The organism is Pseudarthrobacter phenanthrenivorans Sphe3 (genome assembly GCF_000189535.1).
Taxonomy (GTDB): Bacteria; Actinomycetota; Actinomycetes; order Actinomycetales; family Micrococcaceae; genus Arthrobacter; species Arthrobacter phenanthrenivorans.
The window spans coordinates 86639-107170 of sequence record NC_015145.1; the positions used below are offsets into that span (position 1 = coordinate 86639).

The window sequence follows — 20532 nt, forward strand, 5'->3', positions numbered from 1 at the left end:
TGACCATATAACCGGCGTCCCGCCGTCAGGAGCAGCAGCATGATCGGCATCTGGGCACTCGGCGCCTACCTTGCCGTCATCCTGTTGTGGACCACCGTGCTCAAGCGCAGCGTGGGGGAAGCCATGATCCTTGGATTCCTGGCCGTGCTTCCGTTCACGGGGGCGGCAGCGGCGCAGATCGGCTGGGATGCGCTGTACTCGGCCATCACGGACGAGATTGTCTACGCCACCATGGCCTTCGTTTTCATGGGATATCTGTTGGACAAGACCGGGGTGCTGGACCGGCTGATCGACCTGCTGAATTCCCTGATCGGCGGGGTCAAGGGAGGGCCGGCGTGGGTGTCCACGGTAGCTTCAGCCGGCCTGGGCAGCGTGGTGCACAACCAGGCCGCCATTGCCGCAACGGTGGGTTCGGTCACCATCCCCTGGATGGAGAAATCCAAGCTGGACAAGCCCGCTGCTGCCACCCTGGTGGCGGGGAACGCGGGAATGGGCATCACGTTCCCGTTCAGCGCCTCAATGTTCGTCCTGGTGGGCTCGGCCACCGTGGGGCCCCTGCTGGACATCAACTCGCTGGTCCTTCCGCTGCTGTTCGGCGGCCTGTGGTGCTTCCTGCACCGGCTGATCGTCACCTGGCTGCTGGTCCGCAAGAGCGGCATGGCGCCGCTGGACGCCGCCCACCGGCTGCCGGTCCGGGCCGCGTTCGGCCGCGGCTGGGCCACCCTGCTGCTGTTCATTGTGGTGGCCATCCCGCTGGTCATCACGTCGGGCGCCATCGCCAAGGCGCTCTCGGACTGGACCGGGGGAGATGTCTCCAAGTCTGTGAGCGTGATCGTCTGGATTCCCGTGGTCCTCATCATCACCGGACTGCTGCTGGGCCGGAAAAAGCTGCCCAGCGATGGCCGGGCGTGGTGGACCCTGTTGCAAGACTCCGCGCCGCGCTTCGGCATTGTGGGCGTCACCGTGGTGTTCGCCTTCGCCGGTGCCAATGCCCTGGCGGCCACCGGCCTGCCGAAGCAGATGACGGAACTGCTGAACGGGATGAACCTGCCGCTGTGGCTCCTGGCCATCCTGATCGGGCTGATCGTCATTGCAGTGGCTGCGCCGCTGTCAGCGACGGCGACGATGGCCGCCGTGGGAACCGTAGGCGTTGCCGCACTGGTGGCGGCCGGGGTGCCGGCAACCACGGCAGCCGTAGCCGTCCTTGTTTTCTCCTCCTGCGAGGCGGCGGTTCCTCCGGGCGGTGCTCCGCTGTACGTGGCGTGCGGCATCGCAGACGTGGACCCGATCAAAACGTTCCTCCGGCTGTTCACCCATTACGCTCTGCCGCTGCTCGGTATCGGCGTGCTGATCATCCTCGGCATCCTGCCCATCTAAGGACTAACACCATGCACACCATCCGAAGGGCCATCGAAGTCCTCTTCGTCCTCACCCTGGCAGCGCTCCTTGCCGGCGGCATTGTGTTCGTGGCGGGGCAGGCTATCGCGTTGGTGGCCGGCCAGGGCGACTGGCTCACACTGCTCAACGACACCATCAAGGCGCCCATGTGCATCGCGGCATCCATCTGTGCCATCGCAGGATTCCTGCTTGGCTACAAGCGGAACCAGAACCAGGAACAGCCGCAGGAAGCAGCGGCGCGGTGAGGCCGCTTGCCGGCGACGAAGCCTACCCGGCGTTTGCCGAACTCCTCCGCCGGGAGGGCGCATTGGCGGGGACCTCCTGGGGCCTGTTTCCGGACGCAACCCGCGGGACGCCGTCGTTCATTACTCCCCAGGCGGTGGTGGAGGCGCGGAACTGTATCCGCACCGGCACTGCCTTTGGCCTGGACTATCCGGCCGATGCCTTCGATCCAGGCATGTCCCTGAAGCGGGGGGCGCCCCGGCACACCATCTACTCCTCGCACCCGGCCCACCGTGACGACTTCCTGGACGGCTACTACCTGCAGGGGTCCAGCCAGATCGACGGGCTGCGGCACCGCCGGGCCGACGACGTCGGCTTCTACAACGGCACGCCCGACGAGCGGATCACCGAGGGCACCCCGGACCTCGGCATCCAGGAATGGGCGGACAGCCCCATCGTGGGCAGGGGAGTACTGCTGGACCTGGCCGGGTACCGCGCCGCGCAGGGCAACCCCATCGACCATGACGCCGGTGAGCCCCTGGGCCTTGACCTGATCGAAGCGGTGCTGGATTCGCAGTCCGTGAACCTCCGCCAGGGGGACATCCTGATGCTGCACACCGGCTGGTCCGAGTGGTTCCTGGGCCTGCCGGCGGAGGAAAAACAGCGCATGCAGGAGAGCCGGCGGGCCACGGGCGTCGCCCAGTCGGAGGAGTTCGTCGCCTGGGCGTGGGATCAACGGCTCTCGCTCCTTGCCGCGGACAATTTCGCCTTCGAATGCTTGCCTGCCCTGCCGTCCAGTCCCTACCGTGAGTCCGCTCCAAATGACCACGGCATGATGCACCAGCAGCTGCTCGCCAAGCTGGGCATGCCGCTGGGGGAGCTTTGGCGGCTCGGGCCCCTCGCACGGCACATGCGCAGCACGGGCCAGTGGGACGCCTTCATCACCGTCAAGCCACTGAATATCACCGGCGGGACGGGATCACCTGCAAATGCCACTGCGCTGATGTAAGGACTGCTTTCAGGCCAGGCGCTGGCCGGTGACTGCGGCCAGGTGTTCCAGGAGTTTGTCCTGGAACCGCTCGTCGCGGACGGCGGGGTGCGGCTTCTCGCGGTGCTGGTGGTACCAGTAGCCGCCACTGGTGAGAGCCGCCGGCTCATCGCTGGTGGCGAGCCATTCCTGTGTCAGGTGGCCGAGCCGGAGATCGTCTGGAGCGCCCGGGCCGCCCATCCGGGTAGGCACCCAGCCAGGATCCACCGCGTTGCTGAGGACGTCCGGCCACACGCGGGCGACGGCGGCAGCGAGGGTCGTGAGGTAGAGCTTGCTGTCCGAGTAGGTCACTGGGCGGTTGCCGCCGTCGAGACGGGTGAGGTCAGCGTGGCCGCCACGGTGCATGCCGCTGCTGAGGTAGACCAGCCGTTGCGGGCGGTCGATCAGCGCGGTGAGGAGGTACGGCGCAACCACGTTGACCTGGAAGATGTCAGGGCCGTGCAGCACGCCCGCGTTATGAATGACCGCGTCCACCGGGCCGATTCGGTTAACCTGTTCGGCCACCCCACGCGCCTGCGCCAGGTCCGCGAGGTCGCCCACCACGGCTGCGGCGCCGCGGTCCACGAGGTCCTGCACCGCAGGCAGGCGGGCTTGGTTCCGTGCATGGACGACGACGTGATGCCCCTTTTCCGCCAGCGCCGCGGCAGTGTGCCGCCCCAGTCCGTCCGTGGAACCGGTGATAAAAATACGTGGCACTGCTCCTCCAGGGGTTCCTAGTATTCCGACGGCAAATGTCCCGCCTTCCGGTTTCTTCCCCTGCCAAGGCTTTGACGTAACGGGCATCACGTCCTAAAGTTAATGAATCGATTCAAAACACCGCCGCGCGGCTCCTTGCTTTGAGTAGCCCGCCCCGCACGCACCACGGCCCCTGAGATCTGTTTGGATCCAGCGGCTCCGGCTCCTTGCCAATGAAGACGAAGGATATTGCCCATGACCATCACCCAAGCCACCGCTGCCCGTCCCGGCCAAGGGGCGGGAGGCGGCCCGCGGGATCCCAGGAAGGCCGCAATGAGCGGCTGGATTGGAAGCGCTCTGGAGTACTACGACTTCGCGTTGTACTCGCTCGCGGCAACCCTGATTTTCCCCACGATCTTCTTCCCATCAGAGAACCCGACGGTCGGCATCATCGCTTCCCTCGCGACCTACGCCGTGGGCTACGTTTCCCGGCCGGTCGGCGCCGTTGTCCTTGGGGCTTACGGTGACCGGCACGGGCGCAAGAGCGTGCTGGTGTTCGCGATGCTCCTCATGGGCTTCGCCACCTTCGCCGTGGGGCTCCTGCCCACCTACGGCCAAGTGGGCATCCTGGCCCCCGTCCTCCTGGTGATCCTCCGCCTGGTCCAGGGGTTTGCCGTGGCCGGCGAGCTCGGCGGGGCCAGCGCAATGATTGTGGAGCACTCTCCCGATGCCAAGCGCGGCTTCTTCGCGAGCTTCAGCCTCCAGGGCACCCAGGTGGGCTCCATCCTGGCCACCGCCGTCCTGCTGCCGCTCGCCGCACTCCTCCCCGCCGACCAGTTCGGCACCTGGGGCTGGCGCATCCCGTTCCTGCTCAGCGCCGTGGTGATCCTTGCCGGCTACTTCATCCGACGCCGCGTGCAGGAGCCGCCCGCCTACGCGGCGCAGTCGGGAGAAGCCAAGGCAAAGCAGCGGTTCCCGCTCGTCGACCTCCTGCGCACCCGCCCGGGCGTCCTGGTCCGTTGCATCCTCATGACCTTCACCAACGTGATCGGCATGGCCACCCTGATCTTCGGCGTCTCCTACGCCACCCAGGAGGGCTACGGCAACGGCTTTACCAGCAGCGAGTTCCTCTGGGTAACGCTCGTGGCCAACGTGGCGGCGGTACTGACCATCCCGCTGTTCGGGGCACTGTCCGACAGGATCGGGCGCCGGTCGCTCATGGCAGCCGGCGGGCTTATGGGCGGCCTCCTCGTGGCCGGGTACCTGTGGGCGATCGAACAGGGCAGCCTGCCGCTGGTCTTCGTCTGCGTCGTCATCGTGCAGGGCATCTTCTTCCAGATGTGGAACGCAACCTTCGCCACGTTCTTCCAGGAGCAGTTTCCCATGCGGATCCGCGTTACCGGCTTTGCCGTCTCGCAGAACATCGGTCTGATGATCGCGTCCTTCTTCCCGAGCATCTTTACCGCGATCGCGCCTCCAGGCTCAACCAATGTCCCCTTCACCATCGGACTGGCCACCTTCGGCATCTGCCTCGTGTCCGCAGTGGCCACACTCCTGTCCTCCGACACCAAGGGCAAGTCGCTCGAGGACCTCGAGGCGCAGAAGGCGTAACCAGCCGCGCTGCAGGGCGCAGGGAGGGGGCAGCCTAGGTTGTCCCCTCCCTTGTCATGAGGCCCGACGGCGGCAACAGGGATGCGCCCCCACCGCGTTGTACAGTTGTATACAAGTATGATGAAGCGCGGAGGTTGCCCATATGCCCGATACATCCGGCCGGAACACCGGGGCGCACTTCGTGTACGCCGAACTGAAGCGCAAGATCCTGACCCTTGAGCTGAAGCCGGGGGAGCGCGTCTACGAGCCAGCCATGGCAGCGGCATTACACGTGAGCCGGACGCCGTTGCGCGAAGCAATCCGGCGGCTCATCTCGGAGAACCTCCTTGAGCAGCAGCCCACCGGCGGGGTGCTGGTGCCGGTGCTGGACGCGGCCACGATTTCGGAACTGTACGAAGTCCGGGCAGCCATTGAATCCCTCATGGCGCGCAACGCCTGCCTCAAAGCCACGGCGGCCGACATCGAAGCGCTCCACGCCATCCTCGCGCGCAACGCGGCGCTGGTGGAGTTCGCCGACGACGCGATGCAGCAGGGCATGGCGCTGCACGCCACGATCGCAGGGATCGCCGGAAACTCGTGGGCCCGGCGCTTCCATGACCAGATTTCCAGCCAGATGGAGCGGTACCGCCACTTCACCAACAGCAGCCAGGAACGGCGGGACCAGGCGCTCGCGCAGCACAGGACGCTGGTGGGCGCGATCGCTGCCGGAGACCCGGATGCAGCGGCGAAGATTGCCTTCGACCACGTCATGGCTGCCCGCGATGCTGCCTTGAAAGCCATCTCGGGCAGCGTCCTGGCTCTTTCATGATCGGCGAACTGGGACGCCGCTCGGCCACCGCACTCCTCGTACACTCAGCCCTGATCCAGGCCGTGACGTTCCTGGTCCGCCCGGCCGCCACCTACCGGGCACTGGAGCTGGACGTTCCCGGGTTTGCGCTGGGCCTGCTTGCCGCGAGCTACGCCGTCTTCCCCCTGCTGCTCGCCGTCCCCACGGGCGGACTGGTGGACCGGCTGGGTGAGCGGCGGCTGATGGCGATCGGGTCCGCCGTCGTGCTGGTCTCTTCCGCCTTCCTGCTGCTGTGGGGCTCGTCGATCGTTGCGCTGGTCATTGGCACCGCGCTGCTCGGCGCGGGCCAGCTTGCCTGTGTGGTGGGGCAGCAGGCTGTGGTGGCAAACAACGCAGCTGCCTCCCGGATGGATTCCGCCTTCGGATACCTGACCTTCGCCGCGTCGCTCGGCCAGGCGCTGGGGCCGCTGGCGATCTCCCTGGTGGGCGGCGCAGCGATCCGCCCGGACACACAGGCGATCTTCCTTCTGTCTGTCGGCATGAGCCTGGTGCTTTTCCTGGCCACGTTCGCGGTTTCGTCCAAAGTCAGCGGCGGAAAGAGGAATGCCGTTGCGTCCGGCGGCGTCAACGGCAGCGCGCTCTCGCTGCTGAAGGCGCCCGGCGTCGTCCGCGCGGTCACCACCAGCGCCACGGTCCTTGCCGTGGTGGACCTGACCATGGTCTACCTTCCCGCGCTGGGATCCGACCGCGGGCTCAGCGCCGCAACCGTGGGCGCCATGCTGACCGTCCGGGCCGTCTTCTCGATGATCTCCCGGCTCCTGCTGGGAAGGGTGTCCCGAACGATAGGCCGGATGCGGCTCCTGGTGCTGAGTCTTGCCCTGTCCACCGTGGCGCTGGCGGCTGCGGCGGTTCCCATGCCGGCCTGGCTGCTGTTTGTTGTGATGGCCGTGCTCGGACTGGGGCTCGGCATCGGCCAGCCCCTCACCATGTCGTGGCTGTCGTCGCAGGCACCGCCGGGGCAGCGCGGCCGGGCACTGGCCCTGCGGCTCGCAGGAAACCGAGTGGGCCAGGTGATCCTGCCCAGCGCCATTGGCGCTGTTGCAGCCGGTCTGGGTGCAGGCGGTGTTTTCCTGGCGTCGGCCGTTGTGGTGGGCGGGACGCTCCTGCTGCTGCGGGGCGTCCGGCTGGACTAGCTAGGGGGAACCAGGGCAGGCGGGAGTTAGGGCAGGCGCGATGGCCGGAGGAGGCTCGGCTCGCCCGCCTGGGCCGGGTCAAGCTGAACCGGGCTGACCAGCACCGCGGGCCCGCGGTGCAGCAGCCCGCTGGATAGCGCGCGGCACCGGATTCCCCCGCGGCCGCGCATGGCAGGGTGGGCCCCCGGCGCGAGCATTTCGTTCATCCAGGTGCAGGGCTGGGCGTGCCGGCCGCCATGGAATTCCACCTGCGAGCCGCCTGACTCCAGCACGAAGTCCTGGCCCAGCAGCGGCGCCAGCTGGGCGCCCCGGAGGATCACGTTCCGGCGCGTCAGGAGGGGATCGAAGGGTCCGGCGCCCAGTTCGGCGGCGATGGCTTCGAGGGACTCGACGGCGAACAGGGTCACGGCGGCGTCCATGTGGGCGGCCTTGCCGAAGAACCGGTCGCCCACGATGCCCTTGCCGGCCACCACCTCCGCGGAGTCGGCGTCGGTGGTGGGCACGTCCGCAGCGCCGTCACGGGCCCGCCCAAAGTAGGCGTGCGCGGGGGACACGAGCAGGTGCAGGATTTCGACGTCGTACCGGAAACTTCCGCTCATGCCTCCACCGTACGCGCGGACTCACGCACCGACATACGCGGCCAGGTGCTTGCCGGTGAGCGTCGAGGCGCCGGCCACCAGCTCAGCCGGCGTGCCCTCGAAAACGATCCGGCCGCCGTCGTGCCCTGCTCCGGGACCGAGGTCGATGATCCAGTCCGCGTGCGCCATCACCGCCTGGTGGTGCTCGATGACAATCACGGACTTGCCTGAGTCGACGAGCCGGTCCAGCAGGGCCAGCAGGTTCTCCACATCGGCCAGGTGCAGGCCGGTGGTGGGCTCGTCGAGGACATAGACGTCGCCCTTCTCCGCCATCTGGGTGGCGAGCTTGAGCCGCTGGCGCTCGCCGCCGGAGAGGGTGGTGAGCGGCTGGCCCAGGCTGAGATAGCCAAGGCCCACGTCCGCCAGCCTGTCCAGGATGGTCCGGGCGGCCGGTGTCTTGGCCTCACCTTCGGCGAAGAAGGCGGCGGCCTCGGTCACGGACATGGCCAGCACCTCCGCGATGTCGCGGCCGCCGAGCTTGTACTCCAGGACCGCGGCCTGGAAGCGGCGGCCCTCACAGTCCTCGCAGGGGGACTCAACGGTGGCCATCACGCCCAGCTCGGTGAAGATGACGCCGGCGCCGTTGCAGGTGGGGCACGCGCCCTCGGAGTTGGAGCTGAACAGCGCGGGCTTGACGCCGTTGGCCTTGGCGAACGCCTTGCGGATGGGCTCCAGCAGGCCCGTGTAGGTGGCGGGGTTGCTGCGCCGGGAGCCGCGGATGGCGCCCTGGTCGATCACCACCACGCCGTCGCGCTTGGCCACCGAGCCGTGGATCAGCGAACTCTTGCCGGAGCCGGCCACGCCTGTGACGACCGTGAGGACTCCCAGGGGGATGTCGACGTCGACCGCCTGCAGGTTGTGCGTGGACGCGCCGCGGATTTCCAGCGCCCCGGACGCCGTCCGGACGGTTTCCTTCAGGGAAGCGCGGTCACCCAGGTGGTGCCCGGTGATGGTGTCGCTGGACTGCAGCCCCTCCACCGTGCCCTCGAAACAGACCTCACCGCCGGCCGTGCCGGCCCCGGGACCGAGGTCGACGACGTGGTCGGCGATGCTGATCATTTCAGGCTTGTGCTCCACCACCAGGACAGTGTTGCCTTTGTCCCGGAGCTGCAGCAGGAGCTGGTTCATCCGTTCGATGTCGTGCGGATGCAGGCCGATGGAAGGCTCGTCGAAGACATACGTGACGTCCGTGAGCGAGGAGCCGAGGTGCCGGATCATCTTGGTGCGCTGGGCCTCACCGCCGGACAGGGTGCCGGCGGGCCGGTCCAGGCTGAGGTAGCCCAGGCCGATATCAGAGAAGGAGTCGAGCAGGTGCTGGAGGCCCTTCAGCAGGGGAGCCACCGAGGGGTCCTTCACGTCGCGAATCCAGCCGGCAAGGTCGCTGATCTGCATCTGGCACAGCTCGGCGATGTTCTTGCCGTTGATCCTGGAGGACAGGGCCTGCTGGGTGAGCCGGGTCCCGTGGCACTCGGGGCAGGTCTGGAAGGTGACCGCCCGCTCCACGAACCGGCGCACGTGCGGCTGCATTGCCTCAGGGTCCTTGGACAGCATGGACTTCTGGATCTTGGGGATGATGCCTTCGAACGTCAGGTTGATGCCCTCCACCTTGATTTTGGTGGGCTCCGCGTAGAGCATCGTGTCCAGCTGCTTGGTGGTGAACTTCGCGATGGGCTTGTCCATGGGCAGGCCCATGCCCTCGAACAGCCGCCCGTACCAGCCGTCCATGGAGTAGCCCGGGACCAGCAGCGCGCCCTCGTTAAGGGACTTCTCGTCGTCGTACAACGCCGTGCGGTCAATGTCGCTGACATTCCCCATGCCCTCGCACCGCGGGCACATCCCGCCCAGGTACACGGCCTGCTGGACCACAGCCTTCTCTACGCGCCCGCCCTTTTCAGTGGACATGACCCCGCTGGCCTTGCGGGTGGGAACGTTGAACGAGTACGCGGTGGGCGGGCCCACGTACGGCGAGCCAAGGCGGCTGAAGAGGATGCGGAGCATGGCGTGGGCGTCGGTGGCCGTCCCTACAGTGGACCGCGGGTTGGCGCCCATGCGCTCCTGGTCCACGATGATCGCCGTGGTGAGCCCTTCCAGGAAGTCCACCTCCGGGCGGGCGAGATTCGGCATGAAGCCCTGGACAAACGCGCTGTAGGTTTCGTTGATCAGGCGCTGCGACTCCGCGGCGATAGTGGCGAACACCAGCGAACTCTTCCCCGAGCCGGAGACGCCGGTGAACACGGTGAGCCGGCGCTTGGGCAGCTCCACGCTGATGTTCTTGAGGTTGTTTTCCCGCGCGCCCTGCACACGGATCAGGTCGTGGGTGTCGGCGACGTGCAGGCCGTTGGTCCGGGGATCGGTGGCTGCTGCGGTGCTGGTGTCCGTGCTCATCGGGTCTCCATCTGTTCGGCTGCTGGGGACAATCCTCCCAGTTCAGGGCTGCTGGTTGATCCGGACGGTATTGCCGGCGGGGTCGCGGAAAGCGCAGTCCCGGATTCCGTAGGGCTGGTCCACCGGTTCCTGGACGACGTCCGCTCCGCTCGCCTCCACTTTGGCGAACGCCTCGTCCACGTTCGGCGCGGAGAGGATGACGGTGGCATAGGTGCCCTTCGCCATCATTTCGGCGATGGTGCGGCGCTCATCATCGGTAATGCCCGGGTCCACCGCCGGCGGGTGCAGGACGATGGACACGTCAGGCTGCCCGGCGGGGCCGACGGTGATCCAGCGCATGGCGCCGCGCCCCACGTCGTTGCGGACCTCGAAGCCCAGGGCGTCGCGGTAGAACGCCAGCGAGGCGTCGGGATCGGTGTGCGGAAGGAAACTTGAGCTGATGGTGATGTCCATGGCAGTCATGCTAGTTGCGGCTCCGGCGCCGGCGCTTCTTGATTCCTGACCGGTCTGGTGACCTGTTTTGCCACGCACGCCGGGATGCCCGCCGTCGACTGCTCTGCCTCCTGTCTGTAGACGCTGGGCGGCATCCCTACGAGCTCCGTGAAGCGGGTGCTGAACGTCCCCAGCGAGGAGCAGCCGACGGCGAAGCACACCTCCGTGACGGAGAGGCCACCTTTGCGGAGCAGTGCCATGGCCCGTTCGATGCGGCGGGTCATGAGGTAGCTGTAGGGCGACTCGCCGTACGCGAGCTTGAAGCGGCGGCTGAAGTGGCCGGCCGACATGTGGACTGCCTTGGCGAGTGATTCCACGTCCAGCGGCTGGGCGTACTCGCGGTCGATCCGGTCTTTAACCCGGCGCAGCTGGGTCAGTTCACGGAGGTGAGGATCCGAGGGCGGGGGGCTGGTCACAGCTTTGATCGTGCTACGCGGCGCGGGTCTTGTCCAGAGTTTGGAAGTGCTGTCCGGCGCGTCTTTCTTGTGGGTCCGGCCGGGTCCTGCGGCGGGGTGTGATTAGGCCGTCGGCCAGCATGAGGTTCTCGCCAGACCAAGGGCTCGAGTTAACGCAGCATTCGGCAAAACCCCTTTGACTTCACTTCGAGTGACACCGATTCCGCCGGAACCAATGTGGATGTCATGGACATCCTGACTACCACCAGGACATGGTTGCACTGATCGGACTAATCAAGGGCACGGCCGATGGAACCGAGCGGAGGGATCCTGCCGACGCCCTCATTGCCGAGGGGGTGCGCCATGCCGTCGCGGAGGAAGAAGTACGTCTACCCCGCCATGGAGGACCACGTGCCCAACGGCAGCGAGGAAGTGGAGCACGACGACATCGTCAAGCTGATGAAGCAGCTGGAAAAGGCGGAGCCTGCCGACCCGGCCTTCATGGAGACGGTCAATGAGCTCGAATCGCAGCTGACCCACCACGCGAATGACGGGGAGTCTGAGCAGTTCCCGAAGCTCTGTGCCCACCTTCCCCGGGAAAAGCTGGTGGAGCTCGGCGAAAAGGTGGAGAAGGCCAAGAAGCTTGCACCCACCAGGCCGCAGCAGCGCCCCGCATTCCGAGCTGTTCCGCAAGACTGTTGGGCCCGGCGTCGGGATGGTGGACCGCCTCCTGGACAAACTGCAGCACCGCCGGACTGACTGAGGCCGTCGGCGCTCCGCTGCGGTCTCTGGCCAAGTGTGCAACAGCCCGTTGCGTAATTGCCGGGGGCTCTCTGGGGTGGCTCCTTCTCCGGCCGGCTGTCAGGTTTGACCTTAAGACCGTTCAGCGGGCATGTGCAGGAACTGTATTTCCAACCCTATTCTGACGGACTTTTCGACGCTCCCTGACGTCAGGTTGGGGTGTGCCCCAACTGCACGGACCTTTCCAGGACTAAGTTAGGCAGAAGGGCCTGCCACGCTGAACCTTGAGCTGGCTAGGCTATAAGCCGTCGTATAGGGAGGACCCAGGAAGGAGTTGGACCATCGCCGCAGTGCAAACACTGGTTGGAAGTCATCTCTCGCGTTCCTACCGAGACCTTCGCAGATCCGCGATGGTGGTCGTCAGCTCCTGCTCAGCGCAATCAATTGCACGGCGGTCGGTGGAAGCTCACGTGGCAGGCTCCAGCCGCTTTATAAAGTAGACCCGGCGAAATCCATCTTCGATGTTTCGGTGTGTTTCTTGATAGCCACGGCGCCGGTAAAAGGTCAGGTTATCGAGCATCGCCTCGTTCGTGTAGAGGCCCAGTTCATCGCGCCCCGCGCGACGGGCGAGCTGCTCGGCTTCGATGAGCAACGCTGATCCCAAACCCAGGTCCTGAACGTCAGGGGATACGGCGAGGTTATGAATATGAAGTGCCGCGTCCTCCAAACGGGTGATAAGCATGCCGACCAACTGGTCATCGCTCCAGGCAAGGAGGGCGTCCCCGGAGGCTGCAATCGCAGCATAATCGAATGTCATCGGAGCGGGTTCCTTCCCAATCCGCTCAACGTAGATTGCGTACGCCCTGCGGGCGAGGTCACGCATGAAAAAGCTGTCAGAGGCACTTGCAGCTGCCATTTTTATCCCTGATTTTCGGAACATCTTGGTAGTGGGCATAGCCAGTGCTGGGCCCCGGCCTAGCCTTTTCTTTCCGTAACGGAGCGACCGCACCAGGCTGACCAGGCCGCTAGCCGTTAACTCGCCTGGACGGCGGCGTCTACTTCCCCATTGGAGTGTGCAGTGGCGGGGAGATAGGCAGCAACATGATGCGTCAGGGCATGCTCGGCCAGCTCAGGATCACCAGCTTCGAGGGCGTCAACAATTGGTCGATGTGATTCGGCTGCGTCATCTAATGGGACGTCGCTGGAGGCCATTGCCAAGATCGTCATGACCTCGATTCCCAGGGCGTTCCAGGCGCGCAGCAAAGAGGCGTTTTCGGCCGCCCGTACGACGGATCGGTGGAACGTGGTACTGGCCGCAGCGAAAACCCTGCGGTCACCCCCTTCCGCCGCTTCCTTCATAGCCTCGAAGCCTCCACGAACCTCCTCAGCGTGATTGTGATAGTTACTGGCGGCTAAGCGACCGGCTATGCCTTCAAGGGCAGAACGGATGGGCACCGCCTCAACCAAGTCCTTTTCGGCTAGTTGTCGTACACGGGTGCCGACGTGGATACGGGATTCGAGCAGGCCAAGGGCTGCGAGTTCACGAAACGCCTCACGCACCGGCGTCTGACTTGTCCCGAGCTGTGCCGCTATTTCCATCTCACGAACGGGGGCGCCCAAAGGTAGCCTTCCCTGCGCAATTTCCATGACGATGAAGTCTCGCACTTGGCTGGCGACGGTCGTTCTCGTCAGCCGCTTAGAGGTGGCGTCCATGGTTCCTCGGCCTTTCTTGGAGCGCCCGGAAGGCAAGCACGAGCTTTCTAGTCTCGCCGGGCTTTGCATTCACCTTACGCGGGGCAAGGAGAAAAAGAAAGTTTTAGGCATTATCGATAATGCTTGACTTGGGGGTGATCGCGGTCATAGAGTTGCTGCTCGAACAGGCCGCCGAGACGGTGCGGCTTTCCGCTTCGGCGGGTGTCACAACGAAGTGAGATGAGGCTTTCGTGTTAGCACTTGAAGTACGGGGAGTGAGCAAATCATTCTTCGGATTCCCGGTACTGACCGGCGTAGACCTTGAGATAAGGCCGGGAGAGGTGCACGGGCTCGTAGGGGAGAACGGCGCCGGGAAATCTACATTGATGAAGATTCTTGCGGGAGTCTACACAAGGGACGTGGGCCGGGTTGTTCTCGGTGGCAAGGAGGTAATGTTCAGCCATCCTGTGCAGGCTCAGCTGGCAGGCATTTCCACGGTATTCCAGGAATTCAACCTGTTGCCGGACCGGTCCGTAGCCGAAAATATCTATCTCGGCCGCGAACCGCGTGTGCGAGGTTTCATCTCGCAACGGAAGATGAACGCAGCGACTGCAGAGCTTTTTTCATCCCTTGGTGTTGACTCCATTAACCCGGCAGCGCATGTGCGAACACTATCTGTGGCGCAGCAACAGCTCGTGGAAATCGCCAAGGCCCTCAGCTTTGACGCCCGGGTCATCTCCATGGACGAGCCAACCGCTGCGCTTGCGGATCACGAAGTGGAGCTCCTGTACAGCATCATTGAAAACCTCAAGAAGCGCGGCGTTGCCGTTCTCTACGTATCCCACCGATTGCGGGAAATTTTTAAGCTTTGTGACCGCATCACAGTTCTCAAGGATGGCGCCCTTGTAGCCACGAAGCCGGCAGAAGAACTCAACGAGCAGGAACTGGTCCGGCTTATGGTCGGGCGCCCCCTGTCCTCGTTCTTCCCGCCCAAGACCGAAGGAACAGTAGTTGGAGACACAGCGCTCTCCCTTCAAAACGCCGGGAACCATGTAGTAAACAACGTGACGCTGAAACTCCGTCGCGGGGAAATCCTGGGAATAGCCGGACTGCAAGGGTCAGGCCGCACAGAAGTCTTGGATGCTATCTCCGGATCGGCACCATTTACCCGCGGCGAGATACACGTCAATGGGGCAGCCACGACCATCAAAACAACCCGCCAAGCAATTCGAGCCGGGATTGCTCACGTCACGGAGGACAGGAAAGCTACGGGACTGCTCCTGAATCAATCAGTCATTGATAACGCTCTGACAGTAATCCGAGCCTGCTATCCCAAACGCACTTCAACTGCCCGTCAGGCTGCAACCGACCTGTTTCTGGAGCTGCAACTCTCAGCACGGGGACCGGATCAGGAGATCAGGTACCTTTCCGGCGGCAATCAACAAAAAGTGATTCTCACCAAGTGGCTGCTTATGGAACCACAAATCGTCCTTCTCGATGAGCCCACCAGAGGGATTGATGTTGGTGCGAAGTTTGCCCTGTACGTCCTAATGCGACGTTTGGCTGCCGCCGGACACGCCATCCTCATGGTTTCCAGCGAATTGCCTGAACTCATCGGGATGGCCGACAGAGTTCTCGTTATGCGTGACGGGGAACTGGTCTCCGAGCTTCCTGCCGGGTCCAGCGAAGAAAGCATTTTGCAGGCAGCGGCCGGCATAACCGACGCGGCGGTGGCAGCATGAACGCTCACAGATTCAAGTCCACTTTGAACAACGCCCTCCGGTCCAATACAGGTTCGGTATATCTGGTCTGGATCCTCGTCCTCTGCTGCGGTGCGGTTCTCACTGGGCTCTCCGGCCGCACCTTTTTTACCGAAGGGAACATCACCGACCTTCTGACCAGCACCACCGTCCTTGGCCTGGTTGTCGTCGGACAGACCCTCGTCATTCTCCTTGGAAGCCTTGATCTGTCCGTTCCATTCGTGCTTAGCCTTTCCAGCGTCCTGGCCGCAGGAGTCATGGCAGGACGATCAGAAAACTTTACTGCCGGTATCGTCGCAGCGGTTTTGGTATCCCTCGCCATTGGACTCATCAACGGCCTGCTCGTCGGTCTGGTCAAGATCAATGGCTTTATCGCCACGCTCGGTACAGGTCTCGTGGTTTCGGGATACCTCTTCACCAACTACCGCGGAAGCACTGGCAAAGCATCCCCTGAACTTGCCGCCATCGGGTCAGCCTCCTGGGGAGTGGTGCCATGGACGACAGTTGCCATGGTCCTATGCCTGGTGGCCACAGCCCTGTTTCTGAACAGGACCCGGACAGGGCTCCACATTTACGCCGTTGGCGGGGATCCCGCCGTCACAAGGATGTCAGGAATCAGGGCATCGTTACCCGCAATCGTGGCTCACTCCCTTTCCGGACTCTTCGCGGGCCTCGCCGGACTGGTCATCGTCGCACGTCTGGGCGTCGGCAGCCCCGAGGTCGGCACCCAGGGTGGTTATGACCTGCTCTCAATTGCGGCCGTCGTGGTGGGCGGAGCAGTCCTAGCCGGCGGAAAAGGATCGATTTGGGGTTCGCTCGGCGGCATCCTCATCTTCGCGACCATCGACAGCCTGCTGGGAATCATGGAAGTCAACCCCTACCTGAAGGAAGTAGTCAGGGGCCTCATCATCATCATCGCTGTCGCTGTCTATGCGAAAAGAAACCAACTCAAACGATCCGCGCGCTTCGACTCACTGCGGACGAAATCAACCAGTTCAATGAAGGAGGGAAGCATCCGATGACCACAATCAGGTATTCCGCCCAAAGGCAGCCCCTGTTTTCACGAACCCTGCGTTCCTTCGCCACACCCAGTGGAGCGATTTACTTGCTCCTCCTCGCCCTCCTTATCATCCTGACCTTTTACAATCCATCCCTTGCAGAACCGGACCAGATGACCCGGTTCATTGGGAGGTCAGTACCAATCGCGGTCGTGGCAATTGGCCAGTACTTCGTCATCGTCGCAGGGGAATTCGACCTGTCAATGGGCGCCGTCATCTCGGCTCAGGTCGTTCTTGCCGGAAATCTGATTGGCCAGGAGCCATCCCGGATCCCGCAGGTCATGGTGCTCATGGCGGTGCTGGGAACCGTCGTAGGTCTGGTCAACGGCGTACTGACCTCTCTACTCAAGGTACCCAGTTTCATCACAACGCTCGGAACGGCACTGGTCCTGTCCGGACTGACTTTCTACTTCACCGGCGGCGCTCCCAGCGGAAACCCGGCCGATGCCTTCCGCGCCATTGGCCGCGGTGGACTGCAAAATGTCCCCCTTATAGGATTCGTGCCCTACTCAGTTCTGATTCTGCTCTTCGTAGCTATAGGCGCGGCCTGGCTCATGAAAAGACCGTTCGGACGAATGCTGATTGCAGTTGGTGACAATCCTGCGACAACAGCCCTTGCTGGTGCCAGCCCCTGGTGGATCCGTACTAAAGCCTTCATCCTTTCATCCACGGCAGCCACCGTGGCAGCAGTTCTCATGGTCGGCTACGCCGGTGTCAGTCCGGTTGTCGGACAGGGCTATGAGTTCACGGCCATCACGGCCGTCGTCCTCGGCGGCGTCGCCCTGGGAGGTGGACGCGGCGCAGTCCTGTCCGCGGTAGCAGGGGCATACGTCCTGGAAACCCTCGTCAGCATCCTCAACTTTGCCGGCGTCCAATCGACGTGGCGCCCTTCAGTTCAAGGCGCAATTATCATCCTCGCTCTCGGCATCCCACTGCTGCGCATGAGGCGCCCAGCATGGATGACGAGAAGGCCGGTAAACCGCAACACCCCGGATGACCAGTAACAAATAACAACAACCCCCTGGCCACAGCAGGCCACTTCGAAAGGAACAACGTGCCTACACAAGGGACCAAAACAAAGATGTTTGCGGTGCTAGGTGCAGCCGCCATGATGATCACCGCGTGTGCTCCCGGTTCGACCGCTGGTGCGGAAACCTCTCCGGGTTCCACCACCACAACCAATGACTGGTTCAACCAGGCACAATTCGATCTGGAAAACTCGCAACGGACTGCAACCTTTGCCGGGGACCCATCCACCCCCTTTCTTCAGCACCTCGACGGGCCAATGGTAGACGCCACAGCATTCAAAAAGAACGCGCCGGCCAAGGTCTGTTTCTCCAACGCTGCGCTCAGTAACACGTGGCGGCAGACCGGCTGGATCACCATGAACGAACAGCTCAAGGAGCTGCAAAAGCAGGGTGTCATCTCGCAAATGGAAACCCGCAACGCCCAAGACAGCGACAACACACAGGTTGCTGACATCGACTACTTCGTGAACCAGCAATCCTGTGACGCCTTCATCATCGCCCCCAACTCGCCACAGGCAACGGCACCGGCAGTGGAAAGAGCCTGCAACACAGGAAAACCCGTCATCATCTTCGACCGTGGGGCCGGCACGGACTGCGCAACCACATTCATCCACTCCGTGGGCGGCATGGCCTGGGGAATTGATTCAGCGACGTTCGTAACAGAAAACGTCAAGCCAGGAGGACACGTAGTAGCACTGCGTACGGCGCCTGGAGTTGACGTTTTCGAGCAGCGCTGGGCTGCTGCCCAGCACATTTTCAGCAAGGCAGGGCTGAAATACACGGACTACATCACCGGTGCCGACCCCACGAAAATCAAAGCAGTCGTGGCCGATGAACTCGCCAAAGGAACTGTCGATGCCGTTTGGGTGGACCTGGGCGACCAGTCGGTTCCAGCTATCGAGGCCTTCGAGGATGCCGGCAAGGACATCCCTGTGGTGACCGGCGAAGACAACCTCTCTTACCTCAGGGCATGGAAGAACAAAGGGTTCAAAGGCTTCGCATCCGTGTATGACGCCTACCAGTGGCGAACTGCGCTCCTTGCGGCAGCGTCCCTCTTCCGGGGCGAATCCATCCCCAAGGATTGGGTGTTGCCGCAGGTACCAGTCACTTCCGAAGATCTCGACAAGGTACTGAAGACCAACGAGGGAATGCCCGATTCGCATTACGCAGCCTTCGGCGGCGAGGACCTTCCAGGCTTTCCGCAGGTATGGCAAAAGCGGGTCATTCCCTAACCGCACAGGGAAGGGCCGGGAAGAACGTCCTTCCCTCCACACTTCACTTCAGTTCGAAAGGAAAATCCATGGCGGCAGACAGCGCTGTTTTTTCGCCCCATCCAGACCTATTTCCACCTGCGCGCGTCGCAGAGCTCATCGTGCTGGCAAAAGCGCTTTATCCACACCCGGACCTACGGGACGGACCTTACACCCGGACTGTTTCCAGCATCATCACACAGGCCGCATCAGACCCCGGGCTATACCGAACCCTGTCGGACGGATTAAGGGACTTGGCCCAGATAACAACTTCGCCAATCCGCGACATGGATTCCAAGGCCATTGATTGCCTGCTGCGAGCGGTTGAGCAAACGACGTTCTTCAACACTCTGCGTCCGCTGGTTGCATTTCACCTTTACGACGACCGCGAAGTCTGGGAATTCATCGGCTACCCGGGGTCTTCGTTCGAACACGGCGGCTACCTGCACCGCGGATTCGACGACCTGGCATGGCTTCCCCAACCCCGCATCGAAGAACCCACCGAGTCCCTCCTCCCCATCGGGCCCCTCCCAACGACGTCTCCTGACGTGACCGAATACGCAAGGACAGCCGGATGAAAAAGTATGACCTCACTGATGACGACGTCGCCGTTATCATCGGTTCCGGCCCCGGCGGTGCCACCTTGGCCCTCAGACTCGTACAGCAAGGCCTTAAAGTCGTGCTTCTCGAAGCAGGCCCATGGATCACCAACGACAAGTTCATCAACGACGAACGGGAGTCCTACAAGCAGCTCACATGGACCGACACCCGCCTGGCAACAGGATCATGGAGCCTCGCGAAGGACTTCCCCGGCAGCCCGGCGTGGAACGGAAAGGCCGTCGGTGGAACCGCGACATTCTGGACCGGACTGACACCCCGATTCAAATGGCACGAGTTCAAGACACACACGTACTACGGAGACCTGCCCGATGGGACCATCGCAGACTGGCCACTGGACCTGGACGAACTCGACCATTACTACACCGAAGCGGAAAAAGCGGTGGGAGCCTCCCACCGGCACGGCCGACCTCCACTGCCGGCGAGCAACGGCTACAAGGTTCTGGCGAACGGCGCCGAACGAATCGGATACCGCCATTACGCAACAGGCCCCTACGCCACCAACGTTGAACCCTACGATGGCCGCCCGGGCACAGTTCAGGACGGCTTCGCCATGGCAGGCGATAAAAGCCGCGCCAAGTGGTCACCACTTGTCAGCGAGATACCAAAGGCCTTAGCCACCGGCCTGCTGGAACTGCGGACCGAAGCCCAAGCCGTACAAATCACGCTAGGCCCTGACGGCCGCGCGGACGGCGTCGTCTACACAGACACCGTCGGAAACCTGCAACGTCAACGGGCTCGCCTCGTAGCTGTAGCAGGAAACGCCATCGAGACGCCACGCCTGCTCCTGCTTTCGGCTACCTCGGGCCATCCCGACGGCCTTGCGAACTCCTCAGGCCAGGTCGGGCGCAACTATATGCGGCACACCACCGGTCTCGTCTACGCCGAGTTCCCCAACGAAGTCCATATGTACCGCGGCGAACCAATGGCAGGCATCATCAGCGACGAATCGCGGCATGACCCATCACGGGGCTTCGTTGGCGGCTACTACATCGAGATGATCGCCCAAGGGCTGCCCTCATTCAGTACCTTCATGAGCCCGGGGGAGTGGGGGCCACAATTCACAGAAAAGGTAGAAGCCTACACCCGCACAGCGGCACTTTGGATTTGCGGTGAGGACGTTCCGCAGGCATCCAACAGAGTGACCCTAAGCAACACCGTCACCGACCGCCTCGGTCTGCCCGCACCTGTCGTCCACTACGACGACCATCCCAACGACATCGCCATGCGGAACCACGGCTACGAGCAGGGCGAGAAACTCTTCAAAGCTGTCGGCGCCATCCGCACAACCAGAGCCCCGGGGATGCCCTCCGGCCACAACCTGGGAACAGCCCGAATGAGCCAGAAGCCTGATGAAGGCGTCGTCAACAGTTTCGGTCAAGCCCACGACGTACCTAACCTGTTCGTCTCCGACGGGTCACAATTCACCACCGGCGCTGCCGCGAACCCCACCCTGACAATCGTCGCCCTGTCGATGCGACAGGGCGACTACATCGGCCGGCAGCTCAGCGCGGCAGCTCTGTAGACATTCCGTTCCGCTG

20 protein-coding genes are annotated in these 20532 nt (G+C 63.4%); 13 read left to right on the forward strand and 7 right to left on the reverse strand.

Annotated features, from left to right (window positions below):
* The first annotated feature begins 39 nt into the window (after positions 1–39).
* The 3 genes from ASPHE3_RS00425 to ASPHE3_RS00435 are packed head-to-tail and all read left to right on the forward strand — an operon-like array spanning position 40 to position 2629.
* Entirely contained in the window at positions 40–1377 is a 1338-nt protein-coding gene (locus tag ASPHE3_RS00425; RefSeq protein ID WP_013599250.1) for a TRAP transporter large permease subunit, read from the forward strand.
* 11 nt (positions 1378–1388) lie between these two features.
* Positions 1389–1643 carry a hypothetical protein gene (locus ASPHE3_RS00430; RefSeq protein WP_013599251.1) on the forward strand — a complete coding sequence of 85 codons (255 nt, stop codon included), beginning with the start codon at positions 1389–1391 and terminating at the stop codon, positions 1641–1643.
* The gene (locus tag ASPHE3_RS00435) at positions 1640–2629 is read left to right on the forward strand and encodes a cyclase family protein (protein ID WP_013599252.1); all 990 of its coding nucleotides are present in this window, start codon (positions 1640–1642) and stop codon (positions 2627–2629) included. The genes ASPHE3_RS00430 and ASPHE3_RS00435 overlap by 4 nt, the downstream gene beginning before the upstream one ends.
* A 9-nt stretch (positions 2630–2638) precedes the next feature.
* Here the strand turns inward: ASPHE3_RS00435 and ASPHE3_RS00440 are convergent, their stop codons facing one another.
* Positions 2639–3364: an SDR family NAD(P)-dependent oxidoreductase gene (locus tag ASPHE3_RS00440; protein ID WP_013599253.1), complete on the reverse strand. Its 726-nt coding sequence runs from the start codon at positions 3362–3364 to the stop codon at positions 2639–2641.
* A 234-nt stretch (positions 3365–3598) separates the two neighbouring features.
* Here ASPHE3_RS00440 and ASPHE3_RS00445 point away from each other — a divergent pair, with 234 nt between their 5' ends.
* The 3 genes from ASPHE3_RS00445 (at position 3599) to ASPHE3_RS00455 (ending at position 6934) form a co-directional block, all read left to right on the forward strand.
* Positions 3599–4954: an MFS transporter gene (locus tag ASPHE3_RS00445; protein WP_013599254.1), complete on the forward strand. Its 1356-nt coding sequence runs from the start codon at positions 3599–3601 to the stop codon at positions 4952–4954.
* A gap of 142 nt (positions 4955–5096) precedes the next feature.
* Positions 5097–5762, forward strand: a complete 666-nt coding sequence (locus tag ASPHE3_RS00450) for a GntR family transcriptional regulator (protein WP_013599255.1) — start codon at positions 5097–5099, stop codon at positions 5760–5762.
* Positions 5759–6934: an MFS transporter gene (locus tag ASPHE3_RS00455; RefSeq protein WP_013599256.1), complete on the forward strand. Its 1176-nt coding sequence runs from the start codon at positions 5759–5761 to the stop codon at positions 6932–6934. Before ASPHE3_RS00450 ends, ASPHE3_RS00455 begins: the two co-directional genes overlap by 4 nt.
* Positions 6935–6960: 26 nt before the next feature.
* Here the strand turns inward: ASPHE3_RS00455 and ASPHE3_RS00460 are convergent, their stop codons facing one another.
* Genes ASPHE3_RS00460 through ASPHE3_RS00475 form a run of 4 tightly spaced genes read right to left on the reverse strand, consistent with a single transcriptional unit; the run spans position 6961 to position 10865 of the window.
* Positions 6961–7533 carry an MOSC domain-containing protein gene (locus ASPHE3_RS00460; protein ID WP_013599257.1) on the reverse strand — a complete coding sequence of 191 codons (573 nt, stop codon included), beginning with the start codon at positions 7531–7533 and terminating at the stop codon, positions 6961–6963.
* A 21-nt stretch (positions 7534–7554) separates the two neighbouring features.
* A complete protein-coding gene (locus ASPHE3_RS00465) occupies positions 7555–9957 on the reverse strand; it encodes an ATP-binding cassette domain-containing protein (RefSeq protein WP_013599258.1) in 2403 nt (800 codons plus the stop codon).
* Positions 9958–9999: 42 nt separating this feature from the next.
* Complete coding sequence (locus tag ASPHE3_RS00470) at positions 10000–10419, reverse strand: VOC family protein (protein ID WP_013599259.1); 420 nt, start codon at positions 10417–10419, stop codon at positions 10000–10002.
* A complete protein-coding gene (locus ASPHE3_RS00475; RefSeq protein WP_013599260.1) occupies positions 10416–10865 on the reverse strand; it encodes a helix-turn-helix transcriptional regulator in 450 nt (149 codons plus the stop codon). Before ASPHE3_RS00475 ends, ASPHE3_RS00470 begins: the two co-directional genes overlap by 4 nt.
* 342 nt (positions 10866–11207) lie before the next feature.
* On the opposite strand from ASPHE3_RS00475, the gene ASPHE3_RS00480 reads away from it, so the two are divergent.
* On the forward strand, positions 11208–11603 hold the full coding sequence (locus ASPHE3_RS00480; protein WP_217259041.1) for a hemerythrin domain-containing protein: 396 nt from the start codon (positions 11208–11210) through the stop codon (positions 11601–11603).
* A 448-nt stretch (positions 11604–12051) separates the two neighbouring features.
* On the opposite strand, the gene ASPHE3_RS00485 is transcribed toward ASPHE3_RS00480, so the two are convergent.
* Together ASPHE3_RS00485 and ASPHE3_RS00490 are read right to left on the reverse strand one after the other, a co-directional pair.
* Positions 12052–12540, reverse strand: a complete 489-nt coding sequence (locus ASPHE3_RS00485; RefSeq protein WP_049785989.1) for a GNAT family N-acetyltransferase — start codon at positions 12538–12540, stop codon at positions 12052–12054.
* Between the two features lie 77 nt (positions 12541–12617).
* Positions 12618–13298 (reverse strand): GntR family transcriptional regulator, encoded by a 681-nt coding sequence (locus ASPHE3_RS00490; RefSeq protein ID WP_013599263.1) that lies wholly within the window; start codon positions 13296–13298, stop codon positions 12618–12620.
* 254 nt (positions 13299–13552) lie between these two features.
* Here ASPHE3_RS00490 and ASPHE3_RS00495 point away from each other — a divergent pair, with 254 nt between their 5' ends.
* From ASPHE3_RS00495 to ASPHE3_RS00520, 6 genes are all read left to right on the forward strand, one after another.
* Positions 13553–15019 carry a sugar ABC transporter ATP-binding protein gene (locus ASPHE3_RS00495; protein WP_309296831.1) on the forward strand — a complete coding sequence of 489 codons (1467 nt, stop codon included), beginning with the start codon at positions 13553–13555 and terminating at the stop codon, positions 15017–15019.
* Entirely contained in the window at positions 15016–16059 is a 1044-nt protein-coding gene (locus tag ASPHE3_RS00500) for an ABC transporter permease (protein ID WP_251421482.1), read from the forward strand. The genes ASPHE3_RS00495 and ASPHE3_RS00500 overlap by 4 nt, the downstream gene beginning before the upstream one ends.
* Complete coding sequence (locus ASPHE3_RS00505) at positions 16056–17099, forward strand: ABC transporter permease (RefSeq protein WP_013599267.1); 1044 nt, start codon at positions 16056–16058, stop codon at positions 17097–17099. Before ASPHE3_RS00500 ends, ASPHE3_RS00505 begins: the two co-directional genes overlap by 4 nt.
* Before the next feature lie 104 nt (positions 17100–17203).
* Positions 17204–18355 (forward strand): ABC transporter substrate-binding protein, encoded by a 1152-nt coding sequence (locus ASPHE3_RS00510; protein WP_254362953.1) that lies wholly within the window; start codon positions 17204–17206, stop codon positions 18353–18355.
* Between the two features lie 305 nt (positions 18356–18660).
* Complete coding sequence (locus ASPHE3_RS21160) at positions 18661–18951, forward strand: hypothetical protein (protein WP_013599269.1); 291 nt, start codon at positions 18661–18663, stop codon at positions 18949–18951.
* A complete protein-coding gene (locus ASPHE3_RS00520; protein ID WP_013599270.1) occupies positions 18948–20516 on the forward strand; it encodes a GMC family oxidoreductase in 1569 nt (522 codons plus the stop codon). The genes ASPHE3_RS21160 and ASPHE3_RS00520 overlap by 4 nt, the downstream gene beginning before the upstream one ends.
* Positions 20517–20532 lie beyond the last annotated feature (16 nt).